The organism is Nitrosomonas marina, from assembly GCF_900111605.1.
Taxonomy (GTDB): Bacteria; Pseudomonadota; Gammaproteobacteria; order Burkholderiales; family Nitrosomonadaceae; genus Nitrosomonas; species Nitrosomonas marina_A.
Genome location: NZ_FOIA01000046.1, coordinates 1 through 16,640, shown reverse-complemented (window position 1 = coordinate 16,640; position 16,640 = coordinate 1). Strand labels below are relative to the sequence as shown.

13 protein-coding genes are annotated in these 16,640 nt (G+C 43.5%); 11 read left to right on the top strand and 2 right to left on the bottom strand.

Going from position 1 to position 16,640, the window contains the following annotated elements:
* The first annotated feature begins 464 nt into the window (after positions 1 to 464).
* Both BMY62_RS14760 and BMY62_RS14755 read left to right on the top strand, forming a co-directional pair.
* Positions 465 to 653 (top strand): hypothetical protein, encoded by a 189-nt coding sequence (locus BMY62_RS14760; RefSeq protein ID WP_090661708.1) that lies wholly within the window; start codon positions 465 to 467, stop codon positions 651 to 653.
* Between the two features lie 402 nt (positions 654 to 1,055).
* On the top strand, positions 1,056 to 2,426 hold the full coding sequence (locus BMY62_RS14755; protein ID WP_090661705.1) for an ammonium transporter family protein: 1,371 nt from the start codon (positions 1,056 to 1,058) through the stop codon (positions 2,424 to 2,426).
* 31 nt (positions 2,427 to 2,457) lie between these two features.
* Here BMY62_RS14755 and BMY62_RS14750 read toward each other — a convergent pair whose 3' ends face one another.
* The gene (locus BMY62_RS14750) at positions 2,458 to 3,279 is read right to left on the bottom strand and encodes a Mut7-C RNAse domain-containing protein (RefSeq protein WP_090661701.1); all 822 of its coding nucleotides are present in this window, start codon (positions 3,277 to 3,279) and stop codon (positions 2,458 to 2,460) included.
* Between the two features lie 118 nt (positions 3,280 to 3,397).
* Between BMY62_RS14750 and carA the strand changes: the two genes are divergently transcribed.
* The 3 genes from carA (at position 3,398) to greA (ending at position 8,339) form a co-directional block, all read left to right on the top strand.
* A complete protein-coding gene (gene carA / locus BMY62_RS14745) occupies positions 3,398 to 4,540 on the top strand; it encodes a glutamine-hydrolyzing carbamoyl-phosphate synthase small subunit (protein WP_090661698.1) in 1,143 nt (380 codons plus the stop codon).
* A gap of 48 nt (positions 4,541 to 4,588) precedes the next feature.
* Positions 4,589 to 7,792 (top strand): carbamoyl-phosphate synthase large subunit, encoded by a 3,204-nt coding sequence (gene carB, locus BMY62_RS14740; protein WP_090661695.1) that lies wholly within the window; start codon positions 4,589 to 4,591, stop codon positions 7,790 to 7,792.
* 70 nt (positions 7,793 to 7,862) lie between these two features.
* Entirely contained in the window at positions 7,863 to 8,339 is a 477-nt protein-coding gene (gene greA, locus BMY62_RS14735) for a transcription elongation factor GreA (RefSeq protein WP_090633112.1), read from the top strand.
* Positions 8,340 to 8,361: 22 nt separating this feature from the next.
* Here greA and BMY62_RS14730 read toward each other — a convergent pair whose 3' ends face one another.
* The gene (locus tag BMY62_RS14730; protein ID WP_256207655.1) at positions 8,362 to 8,748 is read right to left on the bottom strand and encodes a YhbY family RNA-binding protein; all 387 of its coding nucleotides are present in this window, start codon (positions 8,746 to 8,748) and stop codon (positions 8,362 to 8,364) included.
* A gap of 21 nt (positions 8,749 to 8,769) precedes the next feature.
* Between BMY62_RS14730 and BMY62_RS14725 the strand changes: the two genes are divergently transcribed.
* From BMY62_RS14725 to BMY62_RS14700, 6 genes are all read left to right on the top strand, one after another.
* Positions 8,770 to 9,390: an RlmE family RNA methyltransferase gene (locus BMY62_RS14725; RefSeq protein ID WP_090661714.1), complete on the top strand. Its 621-nt coding sequence runs from the start codon at positions 8,770 to 8,772 to the stop codon at positions 9,388 to 9,390.
* Between the two features lie 200 nt (positions 9,391 to 9,590).
* Positions 9,591 to 11,510 carry an ATP-dependent zinc metalloprotease FtsH gene (gene ftsH / locus BMY62_RS14720; RefSeq protein WP_090661689.1) on the top strand — a complete coding sequence of 640 codons (1,920 nt, stop codon included), beginning with the start codon at positions 9,591 to 9,593 and terminating at the stop codon, positions 11,508 to 11,510.
* A gap of 134 nt (positions 11,511 to 11,644) precedes the next feature.
* Positions 11,645 to 12,433, top strand: a complete 789-nt coding sequence (gene folP / locus BMY62_RS14715) for a dihydropteroate synthase (protein WP_371264099.1) — start codon at positions 11,645 to 11,647, stop codon at positions 12,431 to 12,433.
* A 78-nt stretch (positions 12,434 to 12,511) separates the two neighbouring features.
* Positions 12,512 to 13,882: a phosphoglucosamine mutase gene (gene glmM, locus BMY62_RS14710; RefSeq protein WP_090661711.1), complete on the top strand. Its 1,371-nt coding sequence runs from the start codon at positions 12,512 to 12,514 to the stop codon at positions 13,880 to 13,882.
* A 169-nt stretch (positions 13,883 to 14,051) separates the two neighbouring features.
* A complete protein-coding gene (locus BMY62_RS14705) occupies positions 14,052 to 15,002 on the top strand; it encodes a PstS family phosphate ABC transporter substrate-binding protein (protein WP_256207657.1) in 951 nt (316 codons plus the stop codon).
* 463 nt (positions 15,003 to 15,465) lie between these two features.
* Positions 15,466 to 16,257 (top strand): hypothetical protein, encoded by a 792-nt coding sequence (locus BMY62_RS14700; protein ID WP_090661681.1) that lies wholly within the window; start codon positions 15,466 to 15,468, stop codon positions 16,255 to 16,257.
* The last annotated feature ends 383 nt before the right edge of the window (positions 16,258 to 16,640 follow it).

Sequence of the window (16,640 nt, the reverse complement as noted above, 5' to 3'; positions counted from 1 at the left end):
CACTTGCCTGATCGCCCTGGCAAATGGGGTTCCAGTAACGACCACACATGATCTGAAAGATCATGTCTACGATAAGCTTCTGACATACTATTACCATGTATAATAATCACTTGCAGCATAATTATACAGTAATTTCTAACTTGTGACGACGCTATCTAGAAGTGTATCCGATTTGTTGGATAACAAATCATTAAAATCAAACATGCTAAGTGGATAACGTTATCATTGTCTTACAATAGTGTGCATACGTATTGTAAAAAAATGGGAATAGAGGTGAAGTATGAAAAATAGTTGCTTTCTTGCAACAATTTGAGTTGTTTTGCTGGTTTTTTGTTGAATCCTAAGCAAACTTGTTTTTTAAAGCAGCAAATTGTGGGATAAATCACTAACTAACTTTACTTTTACGGTTAGGCTCCATGATGTCTAATAACATTTCTTGTTAACGATAGACGGAGGATTGCAAAATGGAAATGGAATTTGCTGTTAAGGAGACAAGTGATTTTGAAGAAATGGAAGAAGTATTCGATGAGATGATGGCGGACAGTCATGTAGTCAGAGTCATCGAAGAAATGGAGTTTGTTGAAAATGAAATTAATGATTTTGATTATTTTGATGAATCAGACATTCGATATGAAATGAGAGACATGTTCTGATTTAATATTGTATTTATTTGGAAAAAGCGTGATAGAAACTTCTATGGTCAGGTTGCGCGCTATATTCGGTAACCTGACCGATTCTTCTGATTGAACAATTTCAGTTTAATCAGCCAAAATTTGGTTGATATACTTCTTTGTCTGGTTTTGCTTCCTTTTGTCTTTCCTTTTTCGGCAACCCGTTACGGTTGTAGCCTGCGTAGTTGAGTAATTTATGAATGTGTTTTTTTCGTTATTACATTTGCTCTGTAGCATAAGTGTGATTCAATTTGTATCTGTTGCATTCGTTTAGCGTAAATGGCGTTAGCACACTAAAATAAAATGAGGTTTTGATTCTCAAGCTGAACAATAATCTACCGAATAATCCAAAACAAAAAAAACCATCATATAAGGATAAATCGTATGAGAAAGCAAATTCAATTGATCCTGCCCACGATAATCGGTTTGTTTTGCGTGAGTGCAAGTAACTGGGTTTATGCAGAAAGTGCGGCGGTAATGAGTGAGGCGCGAACTGTCGCACAGTATAATTATATTATCCATATCCTGGCGATGCTATTAATTGGTTTCGGCTTTTTGATGGTTTTTGTTCGTCGCTATGGTTTTGGTGCAGTTACAGGAACTTATCTGGTAGTGGCCATTGGATTGCCACTGTATATTTTGCTTCGCGCCAATGGTGTTTTCGGGCATCCACTACATCCGCATACACTTGATGCCATTTTGTTTGCAGAGCTGGCTGTTGCTGCGGCGTTAATTGCGATGGGCGCAGTACTCGGTCGTTTGCGTGTTTTTCAGTATGCGTTATTGGCGGTTTTTGTTGTTCCTCTATATTTACTGAATGAATGGATTGTTTTGGATGATGCGTTTGGTTTGACAACAGGATTTCAGGACACGGCGGGTTCAGTAGTAATTCATGCATTCGGTGCTTATTTCGGCTTGGCGATGTCGATCGTGCTGACTACGGCTTATCAGCGCAGCAGAATAATAGAATCTGATCATACTTCCGACCGTTTTGCCATGATTGGTTCGATGGTTTTATGGCTTTTCTGGCCCAGTTTTGCCACTGCACTTGTACCGCTTGAAAATATGCCCCAAACTGTAGCTAATACATTGTTGGCGCTGTCAGGTGCGACAATAGCAACTTATTTTCTGAGCTATAAACTGAATGGCGGCAAAGCTTCAATGGTTGAAATGGCAAATGCAGCGCTGGCTGGAGGAGTTGGCATCGGATCTGTTTGTGATGTGGTATCACCGGCGGGTGCATTTGGTATTGGTTTGCTGGCTGGTGCCATTTCGGTGCTGGGTTTTGTTTTCTTACAATCTGCAATGGAAAGTAAAATCAGGCTATTGGATACATGTGGCGTGCATAATCTGCATGGCATGCCTGGCCTGCTGGGTGGCTTCAGTGCATTACTTGTAGTGCCGGGGATAGCCGTTGCGCAGTTGACGGGTGTTGCAATTACTCTTGGGATTGCGATTGCCGGCGGCTTTGTAGCTGGCTTCGTTATTAAAATAACGGGCACTACACGCGAGCCGTATGAAGATAGCACTGAGTTTATGCACATGGCCGGACCGGAAAGTGAACGTGAAATCGAAATGATGCAGGCGCGTATCCAGACACTGGAAGGCAGGATCGCCTTGCTTGCCATGCAGTCTGAAGATCAGCCCCGGGAAATTAAAGGGATGTTCGCAGGATTGGAATCACAAATAGAAACGCTGGAAAATGAAATAAAAGCATCGCAATCCGAATCGATACTTCATAAACCAGATTCCTAAAGCACACATGCATGAGCTTTTTGTTTATTTTCTAGTCTTTGAGCTGAGTGGTTTGTGAATCAGCAAGCGAATTTCTGGAGAATTCCTTGATTAAATGCTTGACGCGAAAGCTATGGCTGCCTTGCCAATAGATTTGTCCACAATCAGGACAGATCAAAAATGAGTTATAGTATTTTTTCGTAAACGGTTTCAAGCGATGCGTAATGAATTGTTTCTCAATTATTTTCAGTTCTCCGTTGCAGCTTGTGCAACGTGTCAGGGGTCTTAACCATGGACGCAAGTTAAATTTTGTTAATACTTCCTTGACCTGGGTTTTAGGTGCTTCAGTGCGCACAAAATAGCCGTGCTTGATAATCTTGCGCTGCAATAGTTTGCGGTCCCGTGTAAGTATGACACGTTGAGTCTTGCTGGAAATTTCCGCTATGGTGGTATCATCAAAATGATTGCAGTAAAGGCAGTCAAGCCCGAGCAATCTTAGATAGCGTGCCAATCTTCCTAGGTTGACATCAACTATGAAACCGGGTTTGTCAACTATCCTGGGAGCAAGGTGTACAAGTTGAGCGGAGTTGGTTTGTCTGGCTGTCGAAGAATTGAGGGGGTGCACATGTATGTTATCCCCTGGCTGAATGTAATAGTTGAAATCAACCGATACGCCGTTAACGATAATCAAATCAATTTCGGGATGTGGAACATTATGAGATTCGATTGCATCTTTTACTGATGTCTTGCGATTAAAACGGTGGGTGACTGCTTTATTACGTTCCGCGGATGAGAGAAAGTCGTTAAGTGCACCATAAAAAATCAAATAGACGAATTTTTTTGCATAAACATTATTCTGTGCTGAAGTCGGCATATCGTGGATTTACATAGAAACTCAAAAAAAAATCACGTATAATTTACGTTCCGTAAGCAGAGCATATCAGTATTTTCTGTCTAATTTCCCAATCCAGTCAAAACCCGAGGAGTTCTTTGTGTCACAACGTCCGCCCGCAATTCTTGCACTTGCAGATGGAACAGTTTTTCATGGTGTTTCTATTGGTATTGAGGGTATCACGGTAGGTGAAGTTGCTTTTAATACGGCAATGACAGGCTACCAGGAAATACTGACCGATCCATCTTACTGCCGACAAATAATCACACTGACTTATCCGCATATTGGTAACACGGGCGCCAACTCTCAGGATATCGAATCTGGTCGGATCGATGCTGTTCATGCTGCCGGGCTGGTGATTCGCGATTTGCCACTGATGGCCAGCAGCTGGCGTAAAGAGAAATCCCTGACAGATTTTCTTACAGAACATCAGGTGGTGGCTGTTGCAGATGTCGATACGCGGAAACTTACACGTATTTTGCGCGAAAGAGGTGCGCAGTCCGGCTGTATTATGGCGGGTCAAATCGATGAAGATAAAGCGCTTGCTCATGCGCGTAAATTTCCGGGGTTGTCGGGAATGGATTTGGCAAAGGTAGTGTCCTGCCAGCAGCCTTATACCTGGAATGAGAGTGAATGGTCACTGTCTTCCGGCTATCGGGCGCAGACAGAAGCGCACTTTCATGTCGCCGCATTAGACTTTGGTGTTAAGCGTAATATCCTGCGCAAACTGGCGCAACGTGGTTGCGCAATTACCGTCGTGCCGGCGCAGACATCCGCTGAGGAAATAATGGCAATGGAGCCAGATGGTGTGTTTTTGTCAAATGGTCCTGGAGATCCAGAGCCTTGCGATTACGCCATTTCGGCCACGCGTACATTGTTGGAAAGGAATGTCCCTATTTTTGGCATCTGTCTCGGGCATCAGATTCTGGCACTGGCCAGTGGTGCTCGAACTGTTAAAATGAAATTTGGTCATCATGGCGCAAATCACCCAGTTCAGGATGTGAGTAACCAGAAAGTTTTTATAACAAGCCAGAATCATGGTTTTACTGTAGACGCTGATACTTTGCCTGATACCGTCAGAGTGACGCATGTTTCGCTATTTGACAGCAGTCTCCAAGGGTTTGAGTTGCTTGACAAACCTGCTTTCTGTTTTCAAGGCCACCCTGAAGCGAGTCCTGGCCCGCATGATGCCGATTATCTTTTTGATCATTTTATTGAAATGATGCGTAGTTTCAAACATTAATGCAGTTCAGTCTTCTGAAAATAATAAAAATCATGTTTTTATCAGATCATGCCTAAACGTACTGACATACAATCCATTCTTATTATCGGTGCTGGACCGATTATTATTGGCCAGGCATGCGAGTTTGACTATTCTGGTGTGCAGGCGTGCAAGGCTTTGCGTGAAGAAGGATATCGCATCATTCTGGTAAATTCTAACCCGGCAACAATTATGACTGATCCAGAAATGGCTGATGCAACGTATATTGAGCCTATTACCTGGAAAATGGTGGAAAAGATCATAGAAGTGGAGCGTCCCGATGCATTGTTGCCGACTATGGGGGGGCAGACGGCGCTGAACTGTGCGCTCGACCTAGTAAAGCATGGGATTCTGGAAAAATATCATGTGGAGTTGATAGGTGCAACGCGTGATGCTATTGATAAAGCCGAGGATCGCGAGAAATTCAAGCAAGCGATGACCCGAATCGGACTCGATTCGGCACGTTCGTCTATGGCGCACAGTATGGAAGAGGCAATGCAGGTGCAGGCAATGATGGGTTATCCTGTCATTATCCGTCCTTCTTTTACAATGGGTGGTAGTGGCGGTGGCATTGCTTATAACAGGGAAGAGTTCGTCGATATATGCGAACGGGGTCTGGATGCATCGCCGACCAAGGAATTGTTGATTGAAGAGTCTGTCATAGGCTGGAAAGAGTTTGAAATGGAGGTGGTTCGTGACAAGCAGGATAATTGCATTATTATCTGCTCTATCGAAAATCTGGATCCGATGGGAATACACACCGGTGACTCAATTACCGTCGCTCCCGCTCAAACACTGACTGACAAGGAATTCCAACTTATGCGTGATGCATCCATTGCGGTGCTGCGCGAGATTGGCGTCGAAACTGGTGGGTCTAACGTGCAGTTTGCTATAAATCCGGACGATGGCCGTATGCTGGTTATCGAGATGAATCCACGCGTGTCGCGCTCATCAGCCTTGGCATCCAAAGCTACCGGTTTTCCAATAGCCAAAATAGCTGCAAAGCTTGCGGTAGGTTATACCCTGAATGAACTGGGTAACGATATTACCGGTGGCGTAACCCCCGCTTCATTCGAGCCAACTATCGATTATGTGGTAACCAAAATTCCACGTTTTGCATTTGAAAAATTTCCGCAGGCTAATGATCGCCTAACAACGCAAATGAAATCGGTCGGCGAAGTCATGGCAATTGGTAGAACATTCCAGGAATCGCTACAAAAAGCTTTGCGTGGATTGGAAACCGGTGTGGATGGCTTGGATGAAAAAACGGATAATGTTGAAAAAATCCAGTCTGAGTTGGCCAATCCGGGTGCGGACCGAATTTGGTATGTGGCAGACGCGTTTCGCTGCAATATGAAGATAGAGGAGATATTTAGTTTAACCCGTATTGATCCATGGTTTCTTGCGCAAATTGAAGATTTGGTCAGGCAGGAGCAGGCGTTGTCCAGGAGGTGGTTGGAAACGCTTGATGAGCGGACGTTGCGCAAGTATAAACGCAGTGGGTTTTCCGATCGCAGGTTGGCTAAATTGTTGCATACAGACCAAACAGCAGTCCGCATCTATCGCCATCAATTCAATCTTCGTCCGGTTTACAAACGGGTGGATACATGTGCCGCAGAGTTTGCAACAAGCACTGCATATATGTATTCCACCTATGAGGAAGAATGTGAATCTTTTCCAACGGACAAGAAAAAAATAATGGTGTTGGGTGGCGGACCTAACCGTATCGGACAAGGGATAGAGTTTGATTACTGTTGTGTGCATGCGGCTTTATCGCTTCGTGAGGACGGTTATGAAACGATTATGGTCAATTGCAATCCTGAAACAGTATCGACCGATTACGACACTTCCGATCGATTATATTTCGAGCCATTAACGCTTGAAGATGTACTTGAAATCGTTGCGGTGGAAAAACCGCATGGTGTGATTGTGCATTATGGCGGTCAGACGCCACTAAAGCTTGCGCGAGATCTGGAGGCTAATGGTGTGCCTATTATTGGCACCAGCCCTGACATGATTGACTGTGCAGAAGATCGCGAACGTTTCCAGAAAATGTTGCAGGATCTGGGGTTAAAGCAACCGCCCAACCGTACTGCGCGCAATCCTGAAGCCGCTTTGGATGCTGCTGAGGAAATTGGTTATCCATTGGTTGTTCGGCCTAGCTATGTGCTGGGTGGTCGTGCAATGGAGATTGTGCACGAGCAGGGTGATCTGGAGCGGTATATGCGAGAGGCAGTTAAAGTGTCCAATGATTCACCAGTTTTGCTTGACCGATATCTGACAAATGCGGTTGAGGTTGATATCGATGCCATTCATGATGGTGAGACCGTTCTGATTGGTGGTATTATGGAACATATTGAGCAGGCAGGTGTTCATTCGGGTGATTCGGCATGCTCCTTGCCTCCGTTTAGCCTGCTGCCAGAAATGCAATCTGAGTTGCGCCGCCAGACTGCAGCAATGGCCCGAGCGTTAAAAGTCGTGGGTTTGATGAATGTACAATTCGCCATACAGGACGAAAAAGTATATGTTTTGGAAGTCAATCCACGGGCATCTAGAACGGTGCCATTTGTCTCGAAGGCAACTGGATTGCCGCTGGCCAAGATTTCCGCGCGTTGCATGGCGGGTAAAACACTGCGGGAGCAGGGGTTGTTAGAAGAGATAACCCCTTCATTTTATTCTGTAAAAGAGGCTGTTTTTCCCTTTATAAAACTCCCGGGCGTGGACACTATCCTGGGGCCGGAAATGAAATCAACGGGAGAAGTGATGGGGGTAGGCGATACTTTTGCAGAAGCATTTGTAAAGTCCCAGCTGGCATCGGATATACGACTGCCAAAATCAGGCAGGGCCTTTATCAGTGTGCGCCAATCGGATAAATTTCATGCAATAGAGATTGCACACGATCTTGCTAAGCTTGGATTTAAGATTTATGCTACAAGAGGGACAGCTGCTACGCTTGCAGAAGCTGGGCTGGAGGTCGTTGCGGTCAACAAAGTAGCAGAAGGGCGTCCGCATATTGTTGATATGATCAAAAACGGCGAGATAAGCCTGATCATAAACACTGTCAAAAACAAAAGTAGTGCTATTCGAGATTCTTATTCAATCCGTCATGCAGCGCTTCAGGCCAGAGTAACTTATTATACAACGCTGGCAGGTGCGCGAGCAGCCTGTGTAGGGATGATTAATATGCAGGAGTTAAAAGCATATAATCTGCAAAGATTGCATACACAAATATGATTATAGTAATAAACAATCAGTATCAACAAAACGTACAAATTTGAAAGTCAAACGGGGATAACAAGCAACAATGGGAACAATTCCTTTAACTGTGGCAGGTGCAGAAGCGCTGCGGAATGAATTACATGAAATGAAAACGGTGCATCGTCCTGCAGTTATTGCGGCAATTGCTGAGGCGCGTTCGCACGGGGATCTTTCTGAAAATGCTGAATATGATGCAGCGAAGGAAAAACAAGGTTTCATTGAAGGGCGCATTGCCGAACTGGAAAGCAAATTGTCTAATGCACAAATCATCAATCCATCACTTATTAATGCGGATGGCGCGTGTGTATTTGGTGCTACCGTAGAACTGGAAAATTTGCAAAATGGTGAATCGGCTACGTATCAAATTGTTGGTGATGATGAAGCCAATATCAAAAATGGTAAAATTTCAATCAGTTCTCCGATTGCTCGCGCTTTAATTGGTAAATATGAAGGAGACGTTGCAGAAGTACAGGCGCCCGGTGGAATTCAAGAATATGAAATATTGAGTGTTAAATATATATAACGGTCATTCTGTATTGATGTTGTCAGTTCTGGTAGCTGCGTTTGGTACGGCGTGGCTCGCGTTTTTTTCCTTGTGTGTTGATTTTTTCTATTTTTTTGGGATCGGCATCTTCGGGTTTTTGGCGATAAATCACAAAAATTTTTCCAATTTGTTGAATAGGAGCAGCGTTGAGATCCTGACAAATGGTCTCAAGCATTGATTTTCGGATATCACGGTTATCTAAATGAACTTTTATTTTGATTAATTCATGGCTTAAAAGGCCGCGGTCGATCTCTTCCAGAACGCTTTTAGTCAAACCGGCTTTTCCAATACTTACTATCGGGTTCAACAAGTGTCCCTGAGTGCAAAATCTGCGACGTTGGATAATACTTAGCTTGGGTGTCATCAGTAGATTAATTTGATTATTCAAAAAATATTTTTATTTTACTCTATGGTGCGGATTAAAACTAGTAATGCTTGGATGCGGGAGCATGTGAACGACAGTTATGTCAAATCAGCAAAAAAAGAAGGTTTTCGCTCGCGCGCCGCATATAAATTACTTGAAATTAATGAACGTGATCGTATACTAAAAAGAGGTATGGTTGTTGTTGATTTGGGCGCGGCCCCAGGCAGTTGGTCGCAGGTGGCTTTGCATCAGGTTGGTAGTCAGGGTGCAGTTGTCGCGTTGGATATTCTTGAAATGGAACCGTTGCCGGGTGTTATGATTATCAAAGATGATTTTCGGGAAGAAAGTGCTGTCCAAATGCTTGATCATATGTTAGCGGGGCGCCGACCAGATGTGATTATTTCTGATATGGCACCCAACATTAGTGGTATAAGTGTAAGTGACCAAGCCCGCAGTATTTATCTGGCAGAGTTAGCGCTGCATTTTGCAATGGATAAACTGAACTACGGAGGCAGTTTTTTGGTCAAATTGTTTCAAGGTTCAAGTTTTGATCAATTTATGCAGCTAATGCGAGGTGGATTCAGAAAAGTATTGGTACGTAAACCCAAGGCTTCGCGGGATCGGAGTAATGAAGTATATTTGCTTGGGCTTGAAAAGAAACCATAAAAAAAGCAAAATTCAGATAAGAGACATGATTTCTACATAAAGACAGATGTCATGTAGTAAATAAATTGATTGGACAAACCAACTTTATAATTTTTTTCTAAATTACGTTATCAGGGGCATTAATTTTGTTCGCAGTTTGAAGAAAATTAAAGCTGTGCGTGAATAGAAAAATTCTGAAAGGTGCAAACCAAGGAGCTATTTTGAATAACTTATTTAAGAATATGGCCATTTGGCTTGTGATTGCGCTCATCTTGATGACGGTGTTTAACCAATTCAGCGTGCGACAACAAGCGCAGGTGCCAATTGATTACTCGCAGTTTATTTCTGATTTAAATCGTGGCCGTATTGCAAAAGTGGTAATTGATGGCCGTACGTTGAGAGGTACCAATACGGACGGTGCTCGTTTTACCACTTACGCTCCTGCAGATCCTTGGCTGGTCAGTGATTTATTAAAAGCCGGGGTGGTCATAGAGGCAAAACCCGAGGAAGAGCCATCCATGTTAATGAGTATCTTCATTTCATGGTTCCCGATGTTGTTGCTTATTGCAGTATGGATATTTTTCATGCGGCAAATGCAGGGTGGCGGTCGAAATGGTGGCGCGTTCTCTTTTGGAAAAAGCAAGGCGCGGATGCTAGATAAATCCCAGAATCAGGTGACGTTTAACGACGTGGCCGGTTGTGAGGAAGCGAAGGAAGAAGTCGCTGAGTTGGTCGAGTTTTTGCGTGATCCAACCAAGTTTCAGAAACTAGGTGGACGCATACCGCGTGGCGTTCTCATGGTAGGAAGTCCTGGTACGGGTAAAACGCTTCTTGCGCGCGCTATCGCTGGAGAAGCACAGGTACCTTTCTTCAGCATTTCAGGTTCAGACTTTGTTGAGATGTTTGTTGGCGTAGGTGCATCCAGAGTACGTGATATGTTTGAACAGGCCAAAAAGCATGCTCCTTGTATCATTTTTATTGATGAGATTGATGCTGTTGGTCGTCAACGTGGAGCTGGTCTCGGAGGAGGTAACGATGAGCGCGAACAGACACTCAATCAACTCCTGGTTGAAATGGATGGATTTGAGGGTTCGCTGGGTGTAATCGTGATTGCGGCAACAAACCGTCCCGATGTCCTTGATCCAGCGTTATTACGACCTGGTCGTTTTGACAGACAAGTAACAGTTCCTCTGCCCGATATACGCGGACGCGAACAGATTCTGAATGTACATATGCGTAAAGTACCGCTGGCCCCTGATGTGAAAGCAGACGTTTTGGCGCGCGGAACACCGGGCATGTCAGGCGCGGATCTGGCTAATCTGGTAAACGAGGCTGCCTTGTTTGCAGCTCGAAGAAATAAACGTCTTGTGGATATGGAAGACTTTGAAAATGCCAAAGATAAGATATTCATGGGAGCTGAAAGGAAATCAGTGGTCATGCCAGAGCATGAACGGAAGAATACCGCCTATCATGAATCAGGTCATGCTGTAGTAGCATATTTACTACCAAAAACTGATCCCGTTCATAAAGTAACGATTATCCCAAGAGGGCGTGCGCTGGGCGTAACAATGCAGTTGCCGACAGAAGATCGTTTCAGTATGGAAAAAGAGGAAATTCTGCAAAGACTGGCGGTGATGTTTGGCGGCCGAATCGCTGAAGAAGTTTTTATGAATCAAATGACGACGGGTGCATCAAATGACTTTGAGCGAGCTACAGAATTGGCGCGTCAAATGGTGACACAATGGGGGATGACTGACTCACTTGGCCCAATGGTTTACGGTGAGAATGAAGGTGAGGTCTTCCTTGGGCGTTCTGTCACCACTCATAAGAATATGAGTGAGGCCACCATGCAGAAGGTTGATGCTGAAATCCGGCGCATTGTTGATGAGCAGTATGCTTTGGCGCGTAAACTGATAGAAGAAAACAAAGACAAAATTGAGGCGATGACACAAGCTTTGCTTGAATGGGAAACAATTGACAGCGAGCAGATCAAGGATATTATGGAAGGCCGTCCTCCTCGACCGCCAAAACCTCCTCAAACGGTGGCTGAGCAAGCTCCCGAAGAATCAGCAACTACGGAAGAGAAGGACACGGAAGAAACCGATATTCCGCCGCAAGGAGTTGCCAAAGAAACAGACTAATTAGTTTTCGCTAAGGTATTTTGTAAAGGATGCGATTTCATCAATCGTGTCCTTTTTTTTGTTCGACTTTTTATTCTTGATTTATGATGCAATCGCAATCGAATCCAATTCATGCAACCCGGCAGCCACTCATAATGGGTGTTGTAAATGTCACGCCTGACTCATTCTCTGATGGCGGTTTTTTTTTCTCAACTGAGAATGCCATAAAACAAGCTAGGAAACTTATCGAAGAGGGTGCGGATATTCTGGATGTAGGCGGGGAATCTACGCGCCCCGGCAGTTTGCCTGTAAGTGTTGATGAAGAGTTACGTCGTGTTATACCGGTAATTGAAGCGCTTGCTGGCGAGAAAACACTAATTTCGGTAGATACTTCTAAACCTGAAGTAATGCGGCAGGCGATTATTGCAGGAGTTGACATCATTAATGACGTTAATGCTTTGCGAAATTCCGGTGCATTGGCGGTGTTGGCGGAGAATGATCGTGTTCTGGCATGTTTAATGCACATGCAAGGTTGTCCAGCTAGTATGCAAAATAATCCAACGTATCATAATATTGTTCAGGAAGTTTATGACTTTCTAGAAGAACGGATTCAGCTGATAACAACCCTGGGTGTGGCTCGTGATCGTCTAATTATTGATCCGGGTTTTGGTTTTGGAAAAACGCTGCAGCACAATTTTGAAATACTGAACAATCTAGAATATTTTACTCGATTGCAAACTCCTTTGATGGTAGGAATTTCTCGGAAATCGATGCTGGGCGCTGTTACCGGTAATCCTGCTAACCGGCGCATTCATGAAAGCGTTGCAGCAGCGCTAATTGCAGTGAATAATGGAGCCAGAATCGTGCGAGTACATGATGTGAAGGCGACTAAAGATGCATTGTCTTTTTATTGTGCCGTACAAAAAAATAATGATATTAAGTAAAATTAAATAATTGCAGCGTGTTATTATTTGATTACCTGTATGTAATTTTTTTCATCAACAAATTTGGAAATTCAATCATTGGCTAAGAAATTTTTTGGAACTGATGGTATACGGGGACGTGTAGGTGACGAACCTATAACACCCGATCGAATCCTGAATCTTGGTTTTGCAGCTGGAAAAGTACTTGCGGCGAAAGATTGGCATCTTATGGAAGGTGAGCGACCAAAAGTGTTAATCGGAAAAGATACTCGTGTATCGGGTTATATGCTGGAATCTGCACTTCAAGCGGGTTTGTCTGCGGCGGGTGTGGACGTACTTTTGTCAGGGCCAATGCCAACTTCTGCTATTGCGTATTTGATACGCGCATTACGATTGCAAGCCGGTATCGTAATTTCTGCATCGCATAATTTGTTTGAAGATAATGGTGTTAAATTCTTTGGCGCCGAGGGAACCAAATTACCTGATGAAATCGAACAACAAATTGAGGCAATCATTGATTTTCCAGTTAAAACGATGCCTTCTGCCCAACTTGGTAAAGTGCAGCGGTTAAAAGATGCTAGTGGACGGTATATCGAATTTTGTAAAAGTACTTTTCCATATCATCTTGATTTACGTGGATTGAGAATTGTGGTGGATTGTGCAAATGGTGCCGCCTATCATATAGCCGGTCACGTTTTTCATGAGTTGGGTGCAGATGTGGTGACGATAGGTGATCAACCCAATGGGTTGAACATAAATTATGAATGTGGTGCAACCCACTGTGCAACCTTGCAGGATGCGGTTAAATTGCATCAGGCTGATTTGGGTATTGCGCTAGATGGTGATGGTGATCGCGTCATGATGGTTGATGAAAGTGGTGTATTGTACGATGGCGACCAGCTACTTTATGTTATTGCAAAACATCGCCAGCAGATGGGATTTATAAGGGGGGGCGTTGTGGGTACGCTGATGACCAATATGGCAGTTGAGAATGGAATTAAAAATTTGAATATTCCTTTTTTGCGTGCCAAGGTGGGTGACCGTCATGTGATGGAAATGCTGCGTAAAGAGAATTGGTACATTGGTGGAGAAAGTTCTGGGCATCTAATTTGTTTAGATAAACATACAACCGGCGACGGTATTATTTCTGCGCTACAGGTGCTGCACGCATTGTGTGACGGTGAAAAAAGTCTTGGTGAGTCTTTGCAGGATATTTCACTCTATCCAAATAGAATGATTAATGTGAGGAGTTCAAAGCCATCAAGCTTTGCGGATCATAAAGAAGTTCAAGATGTTGTCAAAGAAGCGCAATTTGATTTGAATGGGCAGGGGCGTGTGTTGGTGCGAGCCTCGGGGACAGAGCCACTGATACGCGTCATGGTGGAGGGAGAATCAGAACAAAAAGTCAATTTCTGGGCGGAACAGATCGCTGATGTGGTACAGCGATTCAGTCCTCAGATTTCAGAATGAATGTTTATTTAATGTGGGTTTCTATTGTTCTGAATCAATCAGGTGCTCAAATTGTGAGACGGGACATTTGTTTATAATTTGAAAATAAAAAAATAGAATTTGGAGTATTTCGATGTTTAGTTTGTTGCGTTTAAAACGTATAAAGCAACAGGGAGTTGTTGTTTTTTGTATGCTTTGTATGAGTGTAGGTGCGAATGCCAGCCCTATTGTCAGGATTGATGGATCAAGTACTGTCTATCCGATTATTGAAGCTGCTGCAGAGGATTTTCAGATTGCTAAACGTGGATCCGTTCGTGTCACTGTTGGTATTTCAGGCACAGGTGGTGGGTTTAAAAAATTTTGCAGGGGAGAGCTCGATGTAGTAAATGCTTCCCGGCCTATTACAGAATTGGAAATGGAAGCCTGCAGGAAGGCAGGCGTTCAGTATATCGAAATGCCAATTGCAATTGATGCATTGACAGTTGTAATCAATCCAAGAAATTCTTGGAGTAAGACGATGACAGTGGAAGAGCTCAAGCAGTTTTGGGAGCCGGCAGCACAGGGTAAGATAAACAATTGGGATCAGGTCAATTCTGCTTGGCCGGATAAAAAAATAAAGTTATTTGGCCCTGGCGCAGACTCTGGTACTTTCGAATATTTTACAGAAGCCATTGTGGGTCGGGCTAAATCGAGTCGTGGCGATTTTACAGCATCGGAAGATGATAATGTTTTGGTTCAGGGCGTTGCTAGTGATATGTATGCACTTGGATTTTTCGGTTTTGCCTATTATATCGAGAATAAAAACAAAATTAATGCGGTAGCGATTGATAGTGGAAATGGTGGAGTAATTCCGTCAGTTGAAACGGTTGAGAATGGCAGCTATCAACCTTTGTCGCGTCCAGTTTTTGTTTATGTGAATGCTGAATCTCGCGCCAGACCTGAAATACAGGATTTTATTAAATTCTTTATGGACCATGCTGCTGAATTAGTTACTGAAGTCAAGTATTTTCCGCTTTCTTCAGCGGTATACAAAAAAAATCTGGATAACTTTATCAATAATATTGTCGGTACGGTGTTTCAGGGCGAGTCGGAAGTTGGGATAGATATTGAAGAAGCTATGAAGAAAGAAGCCCGTTTGTGAAATGCAATATAGGGGTAGCTGATTCGTGCGTATTTCTTTAATTTGAAAAATGATCTATATACACATGTTAGTATTCTATCAATATCATATTGATAGAATACTAGGAGTTTTTAATGGTGTGTGTCAGCTACGATACTCCTTCGTGAAGATATTGGTTCCGATGGACTTAGTAATGAACCGATAATCTTGTCGTATGTTTACTCATGCTTTTATTGTTTTCACAGAGCATCAGGATAAACCGGTTGAACAGATATATAAACGCCTCTTTGAGGTGTGGAATTAGATTGCAATTTGAAAGTTATCCAGATGGTAATAAAAAATTGTGATGATTTGAATCGTTTCGTTTAATCTTCAGAAATTTTTGTTATACAATTTTGCGTTATGCTAATGAGCGGCATAGTGTTTTGTATGCAAATATTAAAATAAGTAGTTGTTTACATGAAATAAATTTATTGGAGAAATTATGAAGGAAGTATCTGGGTGTTGGTGGGTAACAAAATTGATCGGTGCTATTCTGATTACTGTTTTGGCACTTCCAGCGTATGCACAGTTAATGCTTGCCCACGAAGGACATCATGATGCGGGTGGGTGCGAAATTAAGAATGGTGAGTTTCCGATTACCTTTAGTGGCTATGAAGTACCTGAGGGTGATATACCGCCTATGCATTCATACTGTTCAAATATTCCAAAGCCTGGCAAGGTTCAGCTGACCGTAGAATTGCCTGATTGGGATTCGCGTGAAATACCTCTCGCTGTTCGATTGGTTAAAGTTGGGCATGGTAATCATGGTTCAGATGGCCATAAAAATCATCAGAAAAAAGAAGAGAATCCCACTCTTGGATCAGCTGGCGAATCTACCGAGGAAGCAGTAGACCACAGTGAGCATGATGCGCATGATCATGAAGGTCATGAGATGCAGGATGGTCATGCTGCTCACGGAAAATCAGAAGGCGATCCGAGAGAAAATGATCTTGTATATATGCCTTATGCAGAGCATAATTCAGGCATCATTGTTGTTTCAGCAGATTTGCAAAAGGGAAATTACGAAATTCTGCTGGAAAGAAAAAATGAAGCTGGCGAAATTGTAGTTGCAGGGCGCGTTCCATTTGCCATTGGCGGCAGCGGGGGAGGTCATGCTGGGCATGGTGGTGGTTTCGGCATAATTGAGATTGGCTTGATAGCACTGGTTGTTGGAGGTGCTGCTTTTTATTTTATGCGCCGTAAAAACGCTAGCGACAGTGAAAGCAAATCGTAGTATTTGTTAATACATGAGGGATGAGTCATATTTGTAAAATAATTCAACCCTTTTAAATTTCTTGACAGGGTGAACCTGACTGAGTAGTCTTTGAGAAGGGAAGCGGATTATTGGGAATGACAGGTCATGCTCTGTGTGCTGAGTCCTGGAGCGGCGTGGCTTGTAATTTGAAAGCCGGTTGCTGGAGGTTTGAGTGGAAGGCGATACAGCATGACGGGTTTGTAAGCGGCTGACTGTGGATTGACCGTTGGTTGTTTGGCAGGCTATTGGAAGGGAGGCGGCAGCGGAAGGCTGTTATACGGAAGGATTGGCAGCGGATTGCCGGGCATAAAGAGAAGAACTAGAACTAACTGGAAATGAACAGAACTACAAAGGAGAGAGCA

What these genes read in the sequence shown, in the direction of transcription:
- BMY62_RS14760 (WP_090661708.1), top strand. Translation starts at nt 465, where the DNA reads ATGGAAATGGAATTTGCTGTTAAGGAGACAAGTGATTTTGAAGAAATG.
- BMY62_RS14700 (WP_090661681.1), top strand. Translation starts at nt 15,466, where the DNA reads ATGAAGGAAGTATCTGGGTGTTGGTGGGTAACAAAATTGATCGGTGCT.
- greA (WP_090633112.1), top strand. Translation starts at nt 7,863, where the DNA reads ATGGGAACAATTCCTTTAACTGTGGCAGGTGCAGAAGCGCTGCGGAAT.
- BMY62_RS14750 (WP_090661701.1), bottom strand. Translation starts at nt 3,279, where the DNA reads ATGCCGACTTCAGCACAGAATAATGTTTATGCAAAAAAATTCGTCTAT.
- BMY62_RS14755 (WP_090661705.1), top strand. Translation starts at nt 1,056, where the DNA reads ATGAGAAAGCAAATTCAATTGATCCTGCCCACGATAATCGGTTTGTTT.
- folP (WP_371264099.1), top strand. Translation starts at nt 11,645, where the DNA reads ATGGGTGTTGTAAATGTCACGCCTGACTCATTCTCTGATGGCGGTTTT.
- BMY62_RS14705 (WP_256207657.1), top strand. Translation starts at nt 14,052, where the DNA reads ATGCTTTGTATGAGTGTAGGTGCGAATGCCAGCCCTATTGTCAGGATT.
- carB (WP_090661695.1), top strand. Translation starts at nt 4,589, where the DNA reads ATGCCTAAACGTACTGACATACAATCCATTCTTATTATCGGTGCTGGA.
- BMY62_RS14725 (WP_090661714.1), top strand. Translation starts at nt 8,770, where the DNA reads ATGGTGCGGATTAAAACTAGTAATGCTTGGATGCGGGAGCATGTGAAC.